Annotated in this window: 16 protein-coding genes; 10 read left to right on the forward strand and 6 right to left on the reverse strand. The window is 57.8% G+C overall.

The window, feature by feature from the left end; genetic code table 11:
- Positions 1-6: 6 nt before the first annotated feature.
- From MED193_RS14540 to MED193_RS14550, 3 genes are read right to left on the reverse strand one after another with little or no spacing between them, the layout of a single operon-like run.
- Positions 7-1,044 carry an LLM class flavin-dependent oxidoreductase gene (locus MED193_RS14540; RefSeq protein WP_009810500.1) on the reverse strand — a complete coding sequence of 346 codons (1,038 nt, stop codon included), beginning with the start codon at positions 1,042-1,044 and terminating at the stop codon, positions 7-9.
- A gap of 5 nt (positions 1,045-1,049) precedes the next feature.
- Positions 1,050-2,783 (reverse strand): alpha/beta fold hydrolase, encoded by a 1,734-nt coding sequence (locus MED193_RS23350; RefSeq protein WP_009810501.1) that lies wholly within the window; start codon positions 2,781-2,783, stop codon positions 1,050-1,052.
- Positions 2,755-3,357 carry an amino acid synthesis family protein gene (locus MED193_RS14550; RefSeq protein WP_009810502.1) on the reverse strand — a complete coding sequence of 201 codons (603 nt, stop codon included), beginning with the start codon at positions 3,355-3,357 and terminating at the stop codon, positions 2,755-2,757. Before MED193_RS14550 ends, MED193_RS23350 begins: the two co-directional genes overlap by 29 nt.
- Before the next feature lie 107 nt (positions 3,358-3,464).
- On the opposite strand from MED193_RS14550, the gene MED193_RS14555 reads away from it, so the two are divergent.
- Positions 3,465-4,166, forward strand: coding sequence for a GntR family transcriptional regulator (locus MED193_RS14555; RefSeq protein WP_009810503.1), 702 nt, complete (start codon positions 3,465-3,467; stop codon positions 4,164-4,166).
- 4 nt (positions 4,167-4,170) lie between these two features.
- Positions 4,171-4,458 (forward strand): DUF1330 domain-containing protein, encoded by a 288-nt coding sequence (locus tag MED193_RS14560; RefSeq protein ID WP_009810504.1) that lies wholly within the window; start codon positions 4,171-4,173, stop codon positions 4,456-4,458.
- 40 nt (positions 4,459-4,498) lie between these two features.
- Here the strand turns inward: MED193_RS14560 and MED193_RS14565 are convergent, their stop codons facing one another.
- Entirely contained in the window at positions 4,499-5,113 is a 615-nt protein-coding gene (locus MED193_RS14565) for a helix-turn-helix domain-containing protein (RefSeq protein WP_009810505.1), read from the reverse strand.
- Between the two features lie 241 nt (positions 5,114-5,354).
- On the opposite strand from MED193_RS14565, the gene gcvT reads away from it, so the two are divergent.
- The 5 genes from gcvT to MED193_RS14590 all read left to right on the forward strand — a co-directional run bounded on the left by gcvT (position 5,355) and on the right by MED193_RS14590 (position 12,735).
- Positions 5,355-6,452, forward strand: a complete 1,098-nt coding sequence (gene gcvT, locus MED193_RS14570) for a glycine cleavage system aminomethyltransferase GcvT (RefSeq protein WP_009810506.1) — start codon at positions 5,355-5,357, stop codon at positions 6,450-6,452.
- 31 nt (positions 6,453-6,483) lie between these two features.
- Positions 6,484-6,849: a glycine cleavage system protein GcvH gene (gene gcvH / locus MED193_RS14575; protein ID WP_009810507.1), complete on the forward strand. Its 366-nt coding sequence runs from the start codon at positions 6,484-6,486 to the stop codon at positions 6,847-6,849.
- A 111-nt stretch (positions 6,850-6,960) separates the two neighbouring features.
- Entirely contained in the window at positions 6,961-9,822 is a 2,862-nt protein-coding gene (gcvP, locus tag MED193_RS14580; RefSeq protein WP_009810508.1) for an aminomethyl-transferring glycine dehydrogenase, read from the forward strand.
- A gap of 365 nt (positions 9,823-10,187) precedes the next feature.
- On the forward strand, positions 10,188-12,305 hold the full coding sequence (locus MED193_RS14585; protein ID WP_039966915.1) for a cation-translocating P-type ATPase: 2,118 nt from the start codon (positions 10,188-10,190) through the stop codon (positions 12,303-12,305).
- A 1-nt stretch (position 12,306) separates the two neighbouring features.
- Positions 12,307-12,735, forward strand: a complete 429-nt coding sequence (locus tag MED193_RS14590; RefSeq protein WP_009810510.1) for a helix-turn-helix domain-containing protein — start codon at positions 12,307-12,309, stop codon at positions 12,733-12,735.
- 18 nt (positions 12,736-12,753) lie between these two features.
- Here the strand turns inward: MED193_RS14590 and MED193_RS14595 are convergent, their stop codons facing one another.
- Positions 12,754-13,698, reverse strand: coding sequence for a PAS domain S-box protein (locus tag MED193_RS14595; protein ID WP_157041359.1), 945 nt, complete (start codon positions 13,696-13,698; stop codon positions 12,754-12,756).
- Positions 13,699-13,970: 272 nt separating this feature from the next.
- Entirely contained in the window at positions 13,971-14,882 is a 912-nt protein-coding gene (locus MED193_RS14600; protein ID WP_009810512.1) for a rhodanese-related sulfurtransferase, read from the reverse strand.
- Positions 14,883-15,066: 184 nt separating this feature from the next.
- Here MED193_RS14600 and pncA point away from each other — a divergent pair, with 184 nt between their 5' ends.
- The 3 genes from pncA to pncB all read left to right on the forward strand — a co-directional run bounded on the left by pncA (position 15,067) and on the right by pncB (position 19,496).
- Entirely contained in the window at positions 15,067-15,666 is a 600-nt protein-coding gene (pncA, locus tag MED193_RS14605) for a bifunctional nicotinamidase/pyrazinamidase (protein WP_009810513.1), read from the forward strand.
- Between the two features lie 110 nt (positions 15,667-15,776).
- Entirely contained in the window at positions 15,777-18,038 is a 2,262-nt protein-coding gene (locus MED193_RS14610; protein WP_009810514.1) for an ATP-binding protein, read from the forward strand.
- Positions 18,039-18,206: 168 nt separating this feature from the next.
- On the forward strand, positions 18,207-19,496 hold the full coding sequence (gene pncB, locus MED193_RS14615) for a nicotinate phosphoribosyltransferase (RefSeq protein ID WP_039966221.1): 1,290 nt from the start codon (positions 18,207-18,209) through the stop codon (positions 19,494-19,496).
- The last annotated feature ends 1 nt before the right edge of the window (position 19,497 follow it).

Consider the following 19,497-nt stretch of genomic DNA (forward strand, 5'->3'; position numbering starts at 1 on the left):
CGAACCTTAGGCGAAGGCGGGCATGACCTCGTTGATGAAACGCTCCAGCGATGCTTTCTTGCGTGCAAAGCTCATGCTGGAGTCGATCCAGAACGCATATTCATCATAGCCCAGGGCCTCATAGGATTTCAGCCGTTCAATGACACCTGCAGGTTCCGCAATGACCAGATCACGCTCCATCGCCTCGGGAGAGTAAAACGGATGTGCCGCGATCTCGTCTGGCGAAAGTTCTTTGATCAGGCCTTGCTCCACGGGGCGTTCATTTTTGAACCAGGCGCCAAAGTAGCAGTAGAACCGGTTCAACTCTTCGGCGGCCAGCTTCACGTCTTCGGCGCTGTCCGCCACATAGGTGTGCAGCAGCAGCATGATTTTGGGACGCGGAGTGTCGGGGAACTTGGCGCAGGCATCGGTGAAACGCTGCATCAGGCTGGCGATTTCGCCGTCCCCCTGCCACAGCGGAGTGACCTGTACATTGCAGTTGTTGGCGACGGCAAACTCGTGGCTGTTGGGGTCGCGGGCGGCTACCCAGATCGGTGGGCCGTCCTGCTGCAATGGCTTGGGCGAGGAAGTGGTCTTGGGGAAGGAGTGAAATTCGCCTTCCTGGGCATAGTCGCCTTGCCACAGGCCCTGCACCGCAGGGATCAACTCACGCATGCGCTGGCCGGCCTCCCAGGCGTCCATGCCGGGCATCATGCGTTCGTATTCGAACGAATAAGCTCCCCGTGCAATCCCCAGATCCAGGCGGCCATCGGTGATGATATCGGTCAGCGCCGCCTCACCTGCCAGGCGGATGGGGTGCCAGAAAGGCGCAATCACCGTGCCGGTGCCCAGGCGGACATTTTCAGTGTGGCGGGCCACATCCACGAGATTCAAAAAGGGATTGGGCGAGATGGTGAAATTCATCCCGTGGTGTTCACCGGTCCAGACGGCATGCATACCGCCACGATCAGCGATTTTGCACAGTTCGATGAACTCATCATAGAGCTGCTTTTGGTCCTGATCGGGCGAGATACGCTCCATATGCGCAAACAAGGAAAACTTCATGTCACTCAACTCCCTGACACGATTTTGCGGACATCGCCGCTGATCTGGTTGCCGTAAAATACCCCGTAGTTGCCCATGCGGCTTTCGCTGGCAAAGCGCTCTAGCATGATGCGCAGGGCCGGATCGGTCACCTCCATCATGGTTGAGGCGCTAAGTGGCGTGAAGCAGCCCTGTTTTGGCGCGCCATCGGCAGCCTGGCAGAGGAACGAGATATGCTGGTGTTCGCGCGCACCATCTTCAAAGACGGAATAGATAAAGCCGGGATCCGCCTCTATCCCACAGGCTGCGATCAGCTCACTCAGGGCGACTGAAGCCCCGCCGCGGCCAACCGGTTTTTCTGGCAGGGTCAACCCGCCATTGCCATCATCAAGCAGCAGCACTTCGCCTGCGCGTTCAATCAAGGCAGAGACCACTAGATTGGCCCCCTGCGCCAGTGCCACTGCCTCGGCAGCAGGGGTAACATAGGCGCCACGGGCATAGCCCAGGCCAGGGGCGGTGCTGGTGTCAAAGCCTTCGACCTTGCCGATCAGAATGACATGATCACCGGCCTCAACGGTTTTGTGCATGGAGCAGTCGAACCAGGCGCTGACCCCGGCCAAAATGGGGGAGCCATGCGGGCCAGTTTGCCAGTCGATCGCTGCAAAGCGGTCCTCAGAAGGGCGGGCAAAGGTGTTGGAGACGTCTTTCTGGTCCTCGGCTAGAATATTCACCGCAAATCCGGAGGCCTGGGTTAGGGCCTCGTAATTGCGCGACGTGTTGGCCAGGCAAACCAGTACCAGGGGCGGGTCCAGCGAGACCGAAGAAAAGGAGTTGGCCGTGAAACCCAATGGTGCGCCGTCGCCGTCGTGACTGGTCACCACAGTGACACCCGTCAGGAAGGTGCCAAAGGCATCGCGCAAAGCGCGGGGATCAAGCGGGGCAGGGGCCATTGGAGTCTCCATTTTGGTGGTTGTCGGGCGGCGCAGCCAGCGGATCAGACTGTTTGTCACAGCGTCAGGCTGGGTGAGATTAACCATATGGCGCCCGGCCAAAATTTCCACCTCACCGTTTGGAGCCTGTTCTGCCATAGCGCGCGACATCGCAGGGGTCGAATTGGGGTCACCATCCCCTGTCAGTGCCAGCAGCGGGTGGGTGATCAGGGGCCATCTTTCTGCATAGGTTGCATCTCCACGCGCAAAGGCACCATAGGCGGTGGCATAGCCCGTCATATCGACGGAGGTGAGCCAGCCAGCCACGTTCTCGCGGGCGCTCTGGTCTGCAGTGCTGTTGCCAAACCAGCGGGCGAGCGGGGTTTCCAGATCGACTTTGCCAGCTTTGATTTCTGCGGCGCGGGCCAGAACCGCCTCACTGGCTTGTTGTGAGCGTTTGAACACGCCGTTGATCAACGCAACCCGGCGCAGCATCTCAGGATGGGTGCAGGCAAAGCCACCTGCGATCAGCGCACCCATGGAATGCCCGGCCAGATTGACGGGACCTGTGCCCAGAGCGGTGAGGGAGGCCTGTACCCAGGCGACAAAGTCAGGCAGCTGTGCCCCCTCAGGCAGCGGGCTGCTGCCCCCATGGCCAGGCATGTCCAGTGCCAGCACGCGGTGGGTTTTTGATAGTGCTTCAATCTGCGGCGTCCAGGCGGCGTTTTGCATGCCGACCCCGTGGATCAACACCAAGGGTTCGCCCGTTCCGGCCTCTCGGTAGCTAAGGCAGCCCCAGGGGTCAGACAGCTGCAGGGTTGTCGACGTCATGGCCCAGATCCTTTAGGTCCTGATAGCGGTCTCCAATGCGATGATGCGGTCGGCCACCGATAGAGGCGCCCAATGCAATGACGATTTCATCCGCAGCCGGGGCATCCGCAACCGAACATTGAATGGTGAGATAGTGTGAGCGGCGTCCGCCGTCATTTTTGTCCATCAAGGGGATCATCAGAGGCGCATTGGCCGGACCGCGGGTGTTGCAGAAGGCCAGGTAGCTTTTTGCGCCGACGGCCTCGCGGTAATGGTTTCCAAAGCGCAGGGTGTGGATCAGCGCCGAGGCGTGCTCGACCTCACCGTCCAGACCGACAATGGCGGATTTACCGTAGCCTTCGACTTTGTCGCCCCCGCCTGCTGCATCCAGCACCATTTTGGTCAGCATCTCACCCAGGCCAGGAGCGCAGTCAAAGATTTCTGGCTTTAGGTCGTTAACAAAGCCACGGCCTGCCCAGGGGTTTTTGATCACAGCGATGGCGGCAATCATCTTGAGCGGTGTAGCGGCTTCTTTGCCACCCTCGATCAAGGTTTCTTCGACCTGCAGCAGGGTTTTGCGGATAATGGCGGGCATGGGGCACCTGAGTTGAAGTGAAACTGTTAGTTTGACTTATGGTATACCATAATCCTGTTAGTCAACAACCTGTTGTCTTGGGGCGGAGGCGCTGGTAGGTATGGCCCATGGAAAATCCTGCTTTGGCCCAGTTGAAAATCGAACAACCTCCTGCAACGCTTCGTGAAATCGTGCAGGAGAAGATGCGCGACGCCATCATCTCCGGGCTGTTCTCACCTGGGGAGCGTTTGGTAGAACGCCCCCTTTGCGACCAGCTGGGGGTGAGCCGAACCGTCATCCGGGAGACGATTCGGTATCTGGAGGCCGAAGGGCTGGTGGAGATCCTGCCCAATCGTGGCCCGATAGTGGCACAGCTGAGCTGGGATGATGCACGCCAGATATATGAGATCCGCCGCATGCTCGAAACCGAAGCCGCCATGGCCTGCGCACGATCTGGATCTGCACGTCTGCACGGCGATCTGCGCCTTGCGCTGGCGGCGCTTAAACAGGCGTCTGCCCAAAACACGGCGGATGCGCTGCCAGGGGCTCTGTTCAAGGCCTCAACCCGGTTCTACCAAGTGATCTTCGAAGCTGCTGGCCATCACATCGCATGGGAGGTGGTCAATCGTCTCAATGGGCGCATTAGCCGGTTGCGAGCGATGACGCTTTCGGCCTCCGAGCGGGAGCAGCCCGGGCTGCTTCATATGCAGAGGATTTGTGACGCCATCGTGGCCGGGGATGCAGAGGCGGCGCGGTGTGCTGTGGTAGCCCACCTGGCGGATGCCTCAGCAGTGGCCGAGCGCCTGTTGTCAGTAGAAGGGAAGGGCTAGAGCGATGGCAAAGGCCTATTGGATAGCCCATGTTACTGTGACGGACCCGGAGGCCTACGCAGGTTATCAGGCCGTTGCTCCGGTTGCCTTTGGTCAATACGGGGCCCGTTTCCTGGCGCGTGGTGGCGCGGCTGAAACTCTGGAAGGCGGCAGTTGGCAGCGCCATGTGGTTATTGAGTTCGACAGCCTGCAACAGGCCAGAGATTGTTATAACTCACCCGAGTATCAGGAGGCCCGCACCCGCCGCGCCGGGGCCTGCGAGGCCAGCATTACCATTGTCGAGGGGGGCTGACTGGGGCCGTGACGCGAGGAGGGCGCGACGTTCAGGGGTGCTAGATCTCCAGTGAAACCCAGAGCACCTTGGCCTCTTCTTCGCTGGTGGAGACGCAGCCGTGCCCCATGCCGCTATCATAATAGACAGAATCGCCAGCGGACATGGATAGAGGGCGATAGTGCTCAGTGTAGAGCACCAGGTCGCCACTGATCACATACATGAACTCTTCGCCGCGATGGCGCACCCAGCTGTCATATTCTGTGACATCCCGCGCCTTGATTGTGCTGATATAGGGGAGCATACGTTTGCTGGTCAGCTCGGTGCATAGCAACTCATGGTCATAGGTCTTGGTTTTCTGGTGTTCGCCGCGCCCCGACAGTGTGTAGTCGCGTCGCCCTGAAATACTGCTCTGTGCGGATTGCACAAAGAGTTGTGGTGTCTCCAGTTCTAGGGTCTGCATCAGTCGTCGGATGATCTCAAAACTAGGGCGGGTCTGGTTGTTTTCGATCTTGGACAGGGTGGAGCGCCCGATGGCTGCTGCCTTGGCTGCCTCCTCCAGTGTCAGGCCCTTTTCTTTGCGCGCATCGCGAATCATTTTCCCCAGAACTTCTCCGTCCGGGGCCTCACTTGCCTCGGGCGCGAGACCTGTTTCTTCTGACTGGATGGGTTCCATTCGGGTATTTTCTCCTATTGAACCCGAACCATAACCCTGATGATCAGTTCCGTCAAAAATTCTCATATGACATCTTTTGTTGCTCATGAGGGAAAAGTTTCCTAAAAGAACATTCAAGGCGGATCAAGCCGGGGGTGACGACGCTGGCTCTTGGGTTTGATATCCTGGCTGACAAGAGCTGCGCTTGCATCTCACCAGCTGTGGTTCTGTGACACTGATTTCGACAAAGAGGCATCTTGAAATGACCGACGCACCCAAACGCACCCCGCTTTACGATCTGCATGTAGAACTTGGCGGTAAGATGGTTGATTTCGCTGGTTGGGAAATGCCGGTGCAGTACCCGCTGGGCATCATGGGAGAGCATAAGCAATGTCGCGAAAAGGCGGGGCTGTTCGACGTCTCGCATATGGGGCAGGTGATCCTCAGAGGTGCGAATGTCGCAGCGCAACTGGAAAAACTCGCGCCCTCCAGCTTTACCAACCTAAAGGAAGGTAAAGCCCGCTACACGTTTTTCACCAATGACAATGGCGGCATCATGGACGATCTGATCGTTTCCAATGCTGGTGATCACTTCTTTGTCGTGGTCAATGCCTCGATGCGCCATCAGGACATCCCGCATATGGAGAAACATCTGGAAGGCGTCGAAGTGACCGAGATTTTCGATCGCGCTCTGGTGGCTGTGCAGGGACCCTCGGCGGAAAATGTCGTGGGTGCCCTTTGCCCTGCAGCCTGCGATATGACGTTTATGGAAACCATCGTGGCCGATATCAACGGGGTAAGCTGCCGGTTGTCGCGCCTGGGGTATACCGGTGAGGATGGCTACGAGATTTCCATCCCCGAGGATAGGGCCGTCGAGATCACCCGAGCTTTCCTGGCCCATCCGGATTGTGAGCCTGCCGGTCTGGGCGCGCGCGATTCCCTGCGGCTGGAGGCGGGTCTGTGCCTCTACGGCAATGACATCGACAACGATACATCCCCGGTGGAGGCCTCACTGACCTGGGCGATGCAGAAACGCCGTCGCGAAGAGGGCGGCTTCCCGGGTGCAGCGCGCATTCAGAAAGAACTGACCGAGGGCGCTGGGCGCAAACTGGTGGGTATTAAGCCTCTCGGGCGTGCGCCTGCTCGTCAGGGCGTTGAGGTGCACAGCGCCGAAGGCTCCCCCATCGGATCCATTACCTCGGGTGGCTTCGGTCCAACCGTGGGAGGCCCCGTGGCCATGGGCTATGTCGCCGCTGGACATGGCGCACCTGACGAGCAGGTCAGCCTGATTATTCGCGGCAAAGCGCAGCCCGCAGAAATCGTCGCGCTGCCCTTTGTCACCCAGAACTACAAACGCTGAAATCAACCATAAGATTGGGGAGGAATCGCAGATGACCACCTATTATTCCGAAGAACATGAATGGATCACCGTCGCTGGAGATGTCGCAACTCTTGGGATTACCCAGCATGCGGCGGATCAACTGGGTGAAATTGTCTTTTGTGAACAGAAAGAAGCAGGCGATACTTTTGAAAAAGGCGAAGAGATTGGTGTGATTGAATCCGTCAAAGCGGCTTCGGAAATCTTTGCGCCGCTGGACGGCGAAGTGATTGCCGCAAACGAGACCCTCACCGAGACCCCTGGCGCCTTGAACGAAACTCCCGAGGGCGAGGCCTGGATTTATAAAATCAAACTGGCTGATCCCGCTCAGCTGGAAGAGTTGATGGATCTGGATGGCTACAAAGCCCTGATCGGTTGATCCTGTTGGGGCGGGCTGATCCCGCCCCTCTCATTCACCTTTCTTCAAATATTCCCGCCGGAGGCTCCAACAGATCCGGTTGGATACCCCTTCTCCATAGGAGCGCCGCAAATGGCCTTTAAACTGACTGATTACGAAGCCTATGACTTTGCCAATCGTCGCCACATCGGGCCCTCGCCGACTGAAATGGCTGAGATGCTCAACGTGATCGGCTTCAAGACTCTTGACGATCTGATCGACGCCACTGTGCCCGCCGCCATCCGTCAGCACGATCCACTGGACTGGGGTCCGGCGATGACAGAGCGTGACGCACTGTTCCACATGAAAGAAGTTGCCGATCAAAACAAGGTTCTGACCTCGCTGATTGGCCAGGGCTATTACGGTACCTCGACCCCGGCGCCGATCCTGCGCAACATCCTGGAAAACCCTGCCTGGTACACTGCCTATACGCCCTATCAGCCCGAAATTTCTCAGGGTCGCCTTGAGGCGCTGTTGAACTACCAGACCATGGTCAGCGACCTGACAGGTATGGATATTGCAAATGCCTCCCTGCTGGACGAGGCCACAGCGGCGGCCGAAGCCATGGCGATGGCGCACCGTGGCTCGCGCTCCAAGGCCAACAATGCGGCCTTCTTTGTGGACCAGAACTGCCACGCCCAGACCATCGCTGTGATCAAGACCCGGGCCGAGCCTCTGGGGATCGACGTTGTGGTTGCGGATCCGGATGAGCTGGAGCCCGGCGCGGTCTTTGGTGCGATCTTCCAATACCCAGGCACCTATGGCCACGTGCGCGACTTTACCGATGAGATCAAAGCCCTGCACGATCATAAAGGTATCGCCGTAGTTGCTGCTGACATCCTGTCGTTGGCGCTGCTGAAATCGCCCGGTGAGATGGGGGCAGACATCGCCATCGGTTCGACCCAGCGCTTTGGCGTCCCCATGGGATATGGCGGCCCCCACGCCGCCTATATGGCAACCACCGACAAATTGAAACGAGCCATGCCTGGGCGTATCATTGGTGTGTCAATCGACAGCCGTGGCAACAAAGCCTACCGCCTGGCGCTGCAAACCCGCGAGCAGCACATCCGTCGCGAAAAGGCCAACTCCAACGTCTGCACTGCGCAGGCACTGCTGGCCGTCATGGCCTCTATGTATGCGGTCTACCACGGCCCCGACGGCATCAAGGCGATCGCGCAGTCGGTCCACCGCAAGACCTCGCGCCTGGCTGCCGGCCTGGAAGAGCACGGCTTCAAGGTTGAGCCCGAAGTCTTCTTTGACACCATCACCGTTGAGGTCGGCCCGCTGCAGCAGACCGTCATGGAAGCTGCCGTTGCCCGTGGTATCAACCTGCGCAAGGTGGGCGAAACCAAGGTGGGCATCAGCCTGGATGAGCAGACCCGCAAGGAAACAATCGAGGCCGTGTGGGGCGCCTTTGGCATCGACAAAAAAGACGACAGCCAGGCCAACCGTGCCTATCGTTTGCCGGACTACGCGCTGCGCGAAAGCGCCTATCTGACCCACCCGATCTTTCACAAGAATCGGGCTGAGGCAGAGATCACCCGCTACATGCGCCGCCTGGCGGACCGCGATCTGGCTTTGGATCGCTCGATGATCCCGCTGGGCTCTTGCACCATGAAGCTGAACGCCACCGTTGAGATGATCCCGGTCACCTGGCCCGAGTTTGGCAACCTGCACCCCTTCTGCCCGAAAGATCAGGCGCAGGGTTATCATGCGATGATCGAGGATCTGAACGACAAGCTCTGCCAGATCACCGGATATGACGCGATCTCCCAGCAGCCCAACTCGGGGGCCCAGGGCGAATATGCGGGTCTGTTGACCATCCGCAGCTACCATGCGTCGCGCGGTGAAGCGCATCGTAATGTCTGCCTGATCCCGACTTCGGCCCATGGTACCAACCCGGCCTCGGCGCAGATGGTAGGCTATAAGGTGGTTCCGGTCATCGCGGATGAGGATGGTAACATCGATGTCGCCGACTTTCGTGCCAAAGCTGACAAACACTCTGACAACCTTGCGGCCTGCATGATCACCTATCCTTCGACCCATGGTGTGTTTGAGGAAACGGTGCAGGAAGTTTGCCAGATCACCCATGATCATGGCGGTCAGGTCTATATTGATGGAGCCAATATGAACGCCATGGTGGGCCTCGCCCAGCCGGGCAAGATTGGCGGCGACGTTAGCCACCTGAACTTACACAAAACTTTCTGCATTCCGCATGGTGGCGGTGGCCCCGGCATGGGTCCGATCGGCGTCAAGGCGCATCTGGAAGAGCACCTCCCAGGCCACCCCGAGTATGGCACTGCCGTTGGTCCGGTTTCGGCCGCGCCCTTTGGCTCGCCTTCGATCCTGCCAGTCAGCTGGGCCTATATCCTGTTGATGGGGGGCGCTGGTCTAACACAGGCGACCAAGGTTGCAATTCTCAACGCCAACTACATCGCCGCGCGGCTCAAGGATGACTATGGCATCCTCTATACCTCGGCGACGGGGCGTGTGGCCCATGAATGTATTCTGGACACCCGTCCGTTGAATGACGAGGGCGGCGTCACCGTGGATGATGTGGCCAAGCGTTTGATCGATAGCGGATTCCACGCCCCAACCATGTCCTGGCCGGTGGCTGGCACGCTGATGGTTGAGCCCACCGAGTCCGAGCCCAAGGATGAACTGGATCGCTTCTGCGAAGCCATGCTGTCGATCCGTTCGGAAGCGCAGGACATCATCGACGGCAAGATCGACGCGGAAAACAACCCGCTGAAGAACGCGCCACACACCGTGCGTGATCTGGTGGGGGACTGGGATCGTCCCTACAGCCGCGAGCAAGCCTGCTTCCCTCCCGGCAACCTTGGCGTCGACAAATACTGGTCGGCCGTCAATCGGGTGGACAACGCTTATGGCGACCGCAACCTGATCTGCACCTGTCCGCCGATGTCGGATTACGACGAGACCGGCGACAGCTGATTCAAGGCCTCTCAGCGCTGCCCCTGTCCCATCCTGGGGCAGCGTCCCCCTTTCCTTTTCCACGGCGACAAAGGGCACTAAACTGTCAGGGATATCCTTTGACCAAAGTCTGTGAAGAAATCTCTTGAACCTCTAGTCACTGTAGGTCCTATCTAGGGCAGGTCTTTGAAAACCGAGAGGCCCCAATGCCCCAGGATACCCGCTGCTGCTCCGCCAATCTGGCCCCTGCTGACCCCAAACCCCATGCCCATGTAGCTGATCCCGCAGGCTGTTGCAGCCGTGGGGCTGAGGCTGCGGTTCCGAACACCGCAGAGCTTAGGGCGGGGCGCAATTTCCGCATCACTGGTCTATGCTGCGCCGAAGAGGTGGCGAGCCTCAACCGGGTGCTTGGCCCGGTGGTGGGCGGAGCTGACCATCTCGGTTTTGATGTGCTGAACGGGCGCATGACCCTGTTGGCCTCAGCGCTGCAGATCCCGGATGAGCAGGTGCTGAGCCTGGTTGCCAAGACCGGTATGAGCGCCATGCCCTGGGATGGCAAAAGTGCGGAGGCCGATCAGGCGGCCCATCTCAACCGCCAAACGCGCTTTACCGCGGCTAGCGCGCTGTTTTGGGGCGGGGGGCTGGCCTGGCATGTGGCCCATTCGGGAGCTGCGGGTCTGGGACAGCTATTTGACGGTCACGACGATTTGCCGGTGCCTGTGGGGGAGTTGGGTTTGTTTCTGGTTGCGGTGGCGCTGGGGGTTTGGCTGGTACTGCCAAAGGCCTGGTATGCGCTGCGCAATCTTTCCCCGGATATGAACCTTCTGATGGTGGTAGCCGTTGTCGGGGCCATCAGCCTGGGCGAATATTTCGAAGCCGCTACAGTGGCGTTTTTCTTTGCCCTGTCACTGACGCTGGAATCCTGGAGCGTTGGACGGGCGCGCAACGCGGTTTCGGCCCTGCTCGATCTGGCTCCTGCCACAGCCCGTGTTGTGCAGGAGAATGGGCACGAGGTTGAAATGCCCGCCGGTGAGGTGCAGATCGGCCAGCATTTTGTCCTGCGTGGCGGCGACCGCATCCCGATGGACGGGCGGGTGATTGCAGGGGCAGGTGCTGTGGATCAGGCGCCCATCACCGGGGAAAGCGCCCTGGTTGCCAAAGAACCCGGCGATGAGGTTTACGCTGGGACGCTGAATGGTGAGGGCAGCCTGACCGTGGAGGCAACCAAGCTGGCCAGCGATACAGTTCTGGCCAAGATCACCCGCATGGTTGGCGACGCCCATGCCCGCCGCGCCCCGGTAGAGCAATGGGTGTCAAAGTTCGCCCGTATCTATACGCCAACAGTTCTGGCGCTGGCCATTGCCCTGGCCTGCCTGCCGCCGCTGTTGATGGGCCGGGATTGGGGTTTTTGGGTCTACAATGCCCTGGTGCTGCTGGTGATTGCCTGCCCCTGTGCCTTGGTGATTTCGACCCCGGTGTCGATTGTCGCGGCGCTTACTGCGGCGGCCCGTGCCGGGGTGCTGATCAAAGGTGGTGCCTATATCGAGGCCCCGGGAAAGCTGCAGGCCATTGCACTGGATAAGACCGGCACATTGACCGAAGGTCGCCCCGAAGTCGTCGGGATCCATCCTCTTGGCAGCGCTAGCCAAACCGAAGTGTTACAGGCTGCAGCAGCGCTGGAGGCACGGGCTTCGCACCCGCTGGCGCTGGCCATACTGGCCGAGGCCACGCGTCAAAAGCTGGCCTATGTGGCCGCCGCGGACAGCCGCATCATACCGGGACGCGGGCTGGAGGGACGGCAGGGAGAGCAGGCGCTCTGGCTCGGCTCCCCCCGCTTTGGGACGGAACGGGGTTTTGGTGCTGCACTGCCCACCACCCTGATGGCCGAGATTGAGGCTGCAGGGGCTACGATTGTGGTGGTGGGGGATGCCAGCGGGCCTATGGGGTTGATTGCCCTGCGCGACAGACTGCGCGTCGGGGCGCGTGACACCATCGAGGCCCTGCATGATTTGGGAGTCAAACAGGTGGTGATGCTCACCGGTGACAATGCGGCCGCTGCTGGCGCCGTTGCGCAAGCCACGGGGATAGATGAGGTGCATGCCGGGTTACTGCCTGCTGACAAGCTCGCCAAGGTGGAGAGGCTCACCGAGCGCTATGATATGGTGGCGATGATGGGGGACGGGGTCAATGATGCCCCGGCGATGGCGCGGGCGCATTTTGCCGTGGCAATGGGGGCTGTGGGCTCAGATGCAGCGATTGAAACCGCAGACATCGCTCTGATGAGCGATGACATCAGCCGCTTGCCCTGGTTGATTGCTCATTCGCGCCGAACCATGGCGGTGATCCGTCAAAACATTGGACTTTCACTGGTGACCAAGATGGGATTTGCCCTAGCAACCGCCTTTGGCCTGGCCTCCATGTGGGGGGCAATTGCTGCTGATGTGGGGGTTTCGCTCTTGGTGGTTGGCAATGCTTTACGGCTGCTTAAGGGGAGGGAGGTTTGAAATGCTGACGATTGGCACCCTAGCAAAACGCACTGGAACAAAGGTGCAGACCATTCGCTATTATGAGACCATTGGCCTGATGCCAGAGCCTGAGCGGACGCGAGGCGGTCAACGGCGCTATGGTCAGGCAGAGCTGGACAGGCTGAGTTTTGTCCGCCACGGGCGGCAACTGGGGTTTTCGCTAGAGGCTATTCGCGAGTTGCTGGTTTTGGCGGATAACCCATCGCAATCCTGTGTGGATGCAGATTCCATTGCTCAGCGGCAGTTGAAACAGGTTGAGGATCGCATCGCACGATTGCAGGTGCTGCAGCTAGAGTTGAAGCGAATGATCAGTGATTGCACCCATCATTCGGTTGCAGACTGCCGGGTGCTGGAGGTGTTGCGCGACCACTCCGAGTGCTTGACGGACCACGATCAGATAGGCGCCTGACCCTGGCCTGCAATTTGCCTAATCCTGTGGCGTAGTGCCTGTTGGCAACTGATTGGTCTCTTTCTCAATGCTCAATTGCTGCCCAATCCAGGCGGCGAACATCTTTATCATCTCCAGATCACCGGTTTCAAACGGATGGCGCGCTTCGGGGGAGGTGAAGTTCAGAGTGCCAAACGGTTGGCCATCTACAATCAGAGGCACCCCGATATAGGTTTCCAACAGGAACAGATCATAGCAAGGGTGGCTGGCAAATTGCGATTGTTTGGCAGAATGGCAGGCCAGAGGGCCATCGCCTGCCAGCATTTCAGAGCAATAGGTGTCGCCGAGCGGGAAGCTGGTGCCGCGTGGGATCTCTACCAGATCCGATTGACTGTAGAGAATGGTATAGATGTCCTCACGCACCCAGCTCACAATTGCGGAATCCGTTTGGAAATGCTCACAGCCAAGCTTCAGTATGGAGTTGATTTTTGCTGTGTGACACATCTCCTGATCCGTAGAGATATGGAACAGTTTATGCAGCAGCTCTTCGATGGCGCGGGTTTTGGAGATATCTTTGATAATCGCAAAGTATCCAAAAACGGCCCCGCTATTGGCACGGATCGGGCCGCCGGTGGTCTGGGTTAGGAAGGTTTTGCCGTTTTTGCGCCGATACCGCATTTCGTAATTGTGGTCAGCTTGGGTACTGTCGGGGGTGAAGCGGTTGCGGCTCTGTTCCATGTAGCTTTCTGGATCAGCATAGAGGTTTTTTGTGATCTCACCCACCATTTCTTCGTGCGCGTATCCGAACAGGAGCTCAAAGGCGGGGTTGACCCAGGTGATGCGTCGATCTGCATCCGCAACAATTACGGCGTCGGGGAGATCGCGAAACAAATCCGGGAGTTGAATGGCACCCATGGAAATACCCGTAGGCTCACTCGTTTCCTGTGCCACTTGTGGCCTCGTGCTGACCCTCACGTCATTCATGCGCGCTTCCCCCCCCATTCTAGGTCGTTCATTTTACCCGTTGGTAGTGACTTTGGTGCCTGCGTGGTTGCGAGATTAGAAGTGAGGGTAAACCACTTAAAATTCAGACGCATAAATCGAAGAACGCTCAAAATCCGGCAAAACGCTGAAATTGCGCCAATCGAGCACTAAAAAAGCCTGTCTGAAACATGCATATAATTTGGTCGGCAGTGCAACAAAAAATCCGTTTAGTTGCATTGCCTTGAGTATACTTGTCTTATGGTTGGGAACGCTCAGGCGCTACGCCCGCCGTGATGGGCTTCCCCGCGTTCACGGGCGAGACGCATCTGTTTCTGCCGCTCGCGGAAACGGGCCTTATCTGCCTCTGAGGTTTCATCAATGCACTGGTAGCAAGACACCCCCATTTCAAAGGAGGGAAGCAGTTTGTCCTTGGGCAGGATGGGGCGGCGGCAGCCGTGGCAAAGCTCATGCGGGCCCTCGACCAAGCCGTGACCAACGGAGACCCGGTTGTCAAAAACAAAGCACTCGCCTTGCCAGCTGCTGTCCTCAGGCGGCATTTCTTCCAGATAGCGCAGAATGCCCCCCTTGAGGTGATAGACATCCTCTACGCCTTGGCTCAGCAGATAGTTCGTCGATTTTTCGCAGCGAATGCCGCCGGTGCAAAACATCGCCACACGTTTGTTGTGGAACCGATCTTTGTTGGCCTGCCACCAGGCGGGAAATTCACGAAAACTTGCGGTTTCGGGATCGATGGCACCTTCAAATGTACCGATCTGCACTTCGTAATCATTACGCGTATCAATGACGGCAACATCCTCGGCGCGGATCAGCGCGTTCCAGTCTTCGGGCTCGACATAATGGCCAACGCTGGCCTTTGGATCGACATCGGGTTGCCCCATGGTGACGATTTCTTTTTTCAGGCGAACCTTGATCTTGCCAAAGGGAGGATGATCGCTAAAGGCTTCTTTCCAGACCAAATCCGCGCAGCCCGGCAGCGTTTTTATATGATCAAGAACGGCCTTAATCCCGGCCTCTGGGCCCGCAATGGTGCCATTGATCCCTTCCTGTGCCAGCAAGAGAGAGCCAGTTACTTCTTGCTGCAGGCAAAGCTCCAGCAGCGCCGGCTTCAGAGCGGCAGGATCAGCGAAACGAGTGAAGTGATAAAGGGCAGCGATTTTGTACATGCAGCGCCCTTAGAGCGCTGTGCCGCATTTTTCAAGGAAAACCCCAAAGGATAGGGTGTTTTGTACCCCTTTTTCGCCTTTGCTCTTGCGTCCCTATGACTTTTATCCAGTGTTGCAAGCAGGCATTGTTTCCTTTTGTAAAAGCAGGGAGCCACCATGCCTCAAGAGACTTGGAGAAACAGAGATGACGCAGGCCCTGATCGTAGTTGACGTGCAAAACGATTTTTGCCCGGGAGGAGCTCTTGCAGTTCCCGGCGGGGATGAGGTTGTGGTGCCAATCAATGCGATGATGAAGGATTTCGAGACCGTGATCCTGACGCAGGACTGGCACCCGGCGGGACATTCTTCCTTTGCCAGTTCGCATCCGGGCATGTCTCCACTAGAGACCCTGGAAATGAGCTATGGTACCCAGGTGCTATGGCCGGATCATTGTATCCAGGGCAGTCAGGGGGCAGCGTTTCACCCGGCGCTTGATTTGAGTGGCGATTTGATTATCCGCAAGGGCTTCCGTTCCGCGATTGACAGCTATTCGGCCTTTTTTGAGAATGATCAACTGACCCCGACCGGTTTGGAAGGCTATCTCCGTTCTCGTGGGATATCCGAGTTGACGTTTGTTGGGTTGGCTACCGATTTTTGCGTCGCTTTTTCGGCGCTTGATGCCGCTAGGTTGGGGTTTCAGGCCAAGGTTGAGCTCGCCGCGTGTCGAGGCATAGATCTGGGCGGATCGCTGGCTAAGTCTTTAACAGATATGCAGGCGGCTGGGGTGCAGGTCCAACAGGGCTGAAGGACCATAGTATGGCCAGACGCAATTTCGTTCCATATCGCGTTGTTTTAGGAATTTTGAAAGAGTGGGCTGGTTATGTTTGGCTGATTGCGCGGAGGCAAAAGCGACGTATGACGACCCATGGAAAGTCTGGAACGGGACCGCTGGCCCAGCACCATGACCGATATAGTCTGGATGGGTTGTTCCTGCGGTATCTGCGTGGGCAAATCCGGATATTCTGGCCACGCATCGGATTTGTTGCACTGGTGAGCTTAGTCTTGGGGTTTGTTGTTTCGCCGCTGGCGGGGGTCCTTGGGATGACCGTGGCGAGCACTGCAGAAGTCATTGATGGTCTCTACCTGCGCTATGCGCGGCGCAAGGTAGAACAGGGCGCCGACACTAGGGCGTTACGGATTGTCAGCACGATCACAGCCCTGTTGCATGGAACTGCCTTTGCCGTTGGCGCAGCGACGCCGTTTTGGGTTTCGTCTCTGTTTGGCGATGGCGGGCAGCAGGCGGTCGACCCGGTATTTACCGTTGGCCTGTTGGCTGGCGGTGCAATAAATGCCGGTTTGACCTATCCCTTTCATAAGCCCGCAGCAATCGTGAGATTGTGCGCCTATGCCCTTACTCCTATCCTTATTTTGGCAACGGGGAGGGGTAGCTTTGATGACATGGGCTTTCACCTCCAATTGGCGGGTCTTCTGATCCTCTATGGGGCGCTGATCTGGCATTTGACATTTGTTGTCCGCAGTTTTTCCCGCATCCGTAGCATAATGTTGACGCAGGCCCTGCAACAGCAAGAGCTGGAAGGTGCCTACCAACGCCTACTTTCGCAGCAGGTTGAGGCCAAGAGACTGGCCTTGGTGGCACGCCACGCCAATGACAGTGTCTTGCTCATCGATCAAAACAACAAGGTCCAATGGGTGAACGAGGCCTTTACCCGGATTACCGGATACAGCTTTGAAGAAATTCAGGGGCGGGAACCCGGTGAATTGTTGAACCATCCACAGACCAATCAAGATACTCTCGACAAGTTGATAGAGGGGCGACGGGCTCGGCAGCCCTTTAGGTTGGAGATTTTGAACCGCCACAAAGATGGACATGATGTCTGGCTGGAGACAAACCAGGTTCCCATATTGGGCAACCAGGGAGGGGAAATGTCCTACATCGCCATTGAGCGCGACATGACAGCGGCCAAACAAAATGCCCAACAATTAGAAGAAGCGCGTCTCGCTGCGGAAGAAGGCGGGCGCGCCAAATCGGATTTCCTTGCCACTATGAGCCATGAAATCCGCACCCCCATGAATGGGGTGATCGGGATGGCGCAATTGTTGGAGGAAACCGATCTTGATGGCGACCAGAGGCTCTATACAAACACGATCCTCAGCTCTGCCAAGACACTGTTGGCGCTGATCAACGATATCCTTGATTTGTCAAAACTTGACGCAGGGCAGATTTCGCTCAACCCGTGCAATTTTGACCTGCATCAGTGCTTGGAAGAGACAATCCAGTTGCTCCTTACTCAGGCCGAAGCCAAGGGGCTGACGCTGGAAGTTGAGCGTGATGTAGATCTGCCGCGTTACCTGGTAGGAGATGATCACCGACTGCGGCAAATTTTGAATAACTTGGTCGGCAATGCGATTAAGTTTACGGAAAAAGGCAGGGTAAAGGTCTCGGTAGAAATGGAACCAGCCCAGGATGGCGGGGTTCTATTGAACTGCGCGATTATCGACACAGGTATTGGCATTCCAAAAGATATGCTCACAGGAATCTTCGAGCGCTTCTCACAGGCCGATGCCGCGATCAGCCGCCGGTTTGGCGGCTCTGGCCTTGGGCTGGCCATATCCAGGCGCTTGGCTGAGGCCATGGGGGGGCGTATCACGGTCACTTCTGAAATCGGCTCTGGCTCCTGTTTTACCCTCGTCCTCCCTTTTGCCTTGGGCAGCACTGCAGAGGCAACGGCCCTGCCCAATCAAGAACCCAAAGGGGGGAATGACGGGCTGTCAGGGGAGCGGATCTTGGTGGCTGAAGACAACCGAGTGAACCGACTATTGATCCAAAAGTTCCTCAAAGACGCGTCTGTTGAACTGGAATTTGCCCATGACGGCGCCGAGGCGGTGGATAAAGCAAAGCTGTTTAGGCCGGACATTATTTTGATGGATATCAGCATGCCGGTCATGGATGGATTGGAGGCAACACGTATCATTCGCGCCTCCGGGCAGTCGCAGCCTGTGATTGTCGCTTTGACTGCGAATGCGTTTGATTCAGATCGTGAAGCCTGTCTGGCAGCGGGTATGAATGAATTTGTGACAAAACCAATCTCCAAAAGCCAACTGTTGGAAGTTCTGGCCAGTTTTTCTGACATACAGGGGGTCCAGCTGACCGGGTGAACCCAGCAGGGCCGCTTCGGCTAATTGGTGGGAAGAACAACACGGGCAGGCCGTGCGCGCACTGGTGCGGAATAGTCAAACAGACAGAAGCCAACCTGCTCGGCCTTGGCTTGCTCTGGCTGGTTGGCTGTCCTATCAAGTTGTGACCCAACTTACATGAGGCCGCCGGTGGATATTGCAACCCGCGTCTACAATCACAAATGGAAGATCGATCCAATCATCCGTTCGTTGATTGATACGGACTTTTATAAGCTGCTGATGTGCCAATCAGTATTTCGCAACAAACCAGAGACCGAGGTCACTTTCTCGCTGATCAATCGGTCTACCTCGGTGCCGCTGGCGCGCTTGATTGACGAGGGCGAGCTGCGGGAGCAGCTGGATCATATCCGCTCTCTCTCATTATCGCGCGGTGAGAGCACCTGGCTGCGCGGCAATACCTTCTACGGCAAACGCCAGATGTTCCGCCCAGATTTCATGGAATGGTTCGAGAACCTGCGCCTGCCGGCCTACCACCTGGAACGTGTTGGCGATCAGTACGAGCTGACCTTTGAAGGCAAGTGGCATGAGGTGATGCTCTGGGAGATATCGGCCCTGGCCGTGCTGATGGAGCTGCGTTCGCGTGCGGTCTTGAACGACATGGGGCGGTTTGAACTGCAGGTGCTCTATGCGCGGGCCATGACCCGGGTCTGGGAAAAAATCGAACGGCTGCGCCAGATCGACGGACTCAGCATTGCGGATTTTGGCACCCGGCGGCGACATGGCTTTCTCTGGCAGGACTGGTGCGTGCAAGCGATGCGCGAAGGTTTGGGCGATGCGTTCACCGGCACCTCGAACTGTTTGATTGCCATGCGCCGCGAGGTCGAGGCGATCGGCACTAATGCCCATGAGCTGCCGATGGTCTATTCAGCTTTGGCAGCGGATGATACCGCCCTGGCGCAGGCGCCCTATGAAGTCCTGTCAGACTGGCATGACGAACATGACGGTAACCTGCGGATCATTCTGCCCGACACCTATGGCACCCAGGGCTTTCTGGACCATGCACCAGACTGGCTGGCGGGGTGGACCGGCATCCGCATCGACAGCGGTGACCCTGCGGCTGGGGCTGAAGTGGCGATCAAATGGTGGCAGGATCGCGGTGAGGACCCGCAAGACAAGCGGGTCATCTTCTCGGACGGGTTGGACGTTGAAAAAATCACTGAACTCCATGGGCAGTTTGCCGGCCGCACCAAGGTCTCTTTTGGTTGGGGCACCCTGCTGACCAATGATTTTCGCGGGCTGGTTCCTAATGATGGGCTGGCGCCATTTTCGCTGGTCTGCAAGGCGATCTCGGCCAATGGAAAACCAACGGTGAAACTGTCTGACAATCCGGAAAAGGCCATGGGGCCCAGGTCAGAGATCGCCCGCTATAAACGCGTCTTTGGCGTTGGCGAACAGGACCACATTGACGTCTTGGTCTAGA

It is taken from the genome of Roseobacter sp. MED193, from assembly GCF_000152965.1.
Classification (GTDB): domain Bacteria; phylum Pseudomonadota; class Alphaproteobacteria; order Rhodobacterales; family Rhodobacteraceae; genus Pseudophaeobacter.

Bases quoted from the DNA above. Each gene is read 5' to 3' on its own strand.
- MED193_RS14540 (WP_009810500.1), bottom strand. From the start codon at position 1,044: ATGAAGTTTTCCTTGTTTGCGCATATGGAGCGTATCTCGCCCGATCAG.
- MED193_RS23350 (WP_009810501.1), bottom strand. From the start codon at position 2,783: ATGACGTCGACAACCCTGCAGCTGTCTGACCCCTGGGGCTGCCTTAGC.
- MED193_RS14550 (WP_009810502.1), bottom strand. From the start codon at position 3,357: ATGCCCGCCATTATCCGCAAAACCCTGCTGCAGGTCGAAGAAACCTTG.
- MED193_RS14555 (WP_009810503.1), top strand. From the start codon at position 3,465: ATGGAAAATCCTGCTTTGGCCCAGTTGAAAATCGAACAACCTCCTGCA.
- MED193_RS14560 (WP_009810504.1), top strand. From the start codon at position 4,171: ATGGCAAAGGCCTATTGGATAGCCCATGTTACTGTGACGGACCCGGAG.
- MED193_RS14565 (WP_009810505.1), bottom strand. From the start codon at position 5,113: ATGGAACCCATCCAGTCAGAAGAAACAGGTCTCGCGCCCGAGGCAAGT.
- gcvT (WP_009810506.1), top strand. From the start codon at position 5,355: ATGACCGACGCACCCAAACGCACCCCGCTTTACGATCTGCATGTAGAA.
- gcvH (WP_009810507.1), top strand. From the start codon at position 6,484: ATGACCACCTATTATTCCGAAGAACATGAATGGATCACCGTCGCTGGA.
- gcvP (WP_009810508.1), top strand. From the start codon at position 6,961: ATGGCCTTTAAACTGACTGATTACGAAGCCTATGACTTTGCCAATCGT.
- MED193_RS14590 (WP_009810510.1), top strand. From the start codon at position 12,307: ATGCTGACGATTGGCACCCTAGCAAAACGCACTGGAACAAAGGTGCAG.
- MED193_RS14595 (WP_157041359.1), bottom strand. From the start codon at position 13,698: ATGAATGACGTGAGGGTCAGCACGAGGCCACAAGTGGCACAGGAAACG.
- MED193_RS14600 (WP_009810512.1), bottom strand. From the start codon at position 14,882: ATGTACAAAATCGCTGCCCTTTATCACTTCACTCGTTTCGCTGATCCT.
- pncA (WP_009810513.1), top strand. From the start codon at position 15,067: ATGACGCAGGCCCTGATCGTAGTTGACGTGCAAAACGATTTTTGCCCG.
- MED193_RS14610 (WP_009810514.1), top strand. From the start codon at position 15,777: ATGACGACCCATGGAAAGTCTGGAACGGGACCGCTGGCCCAGCACCAT.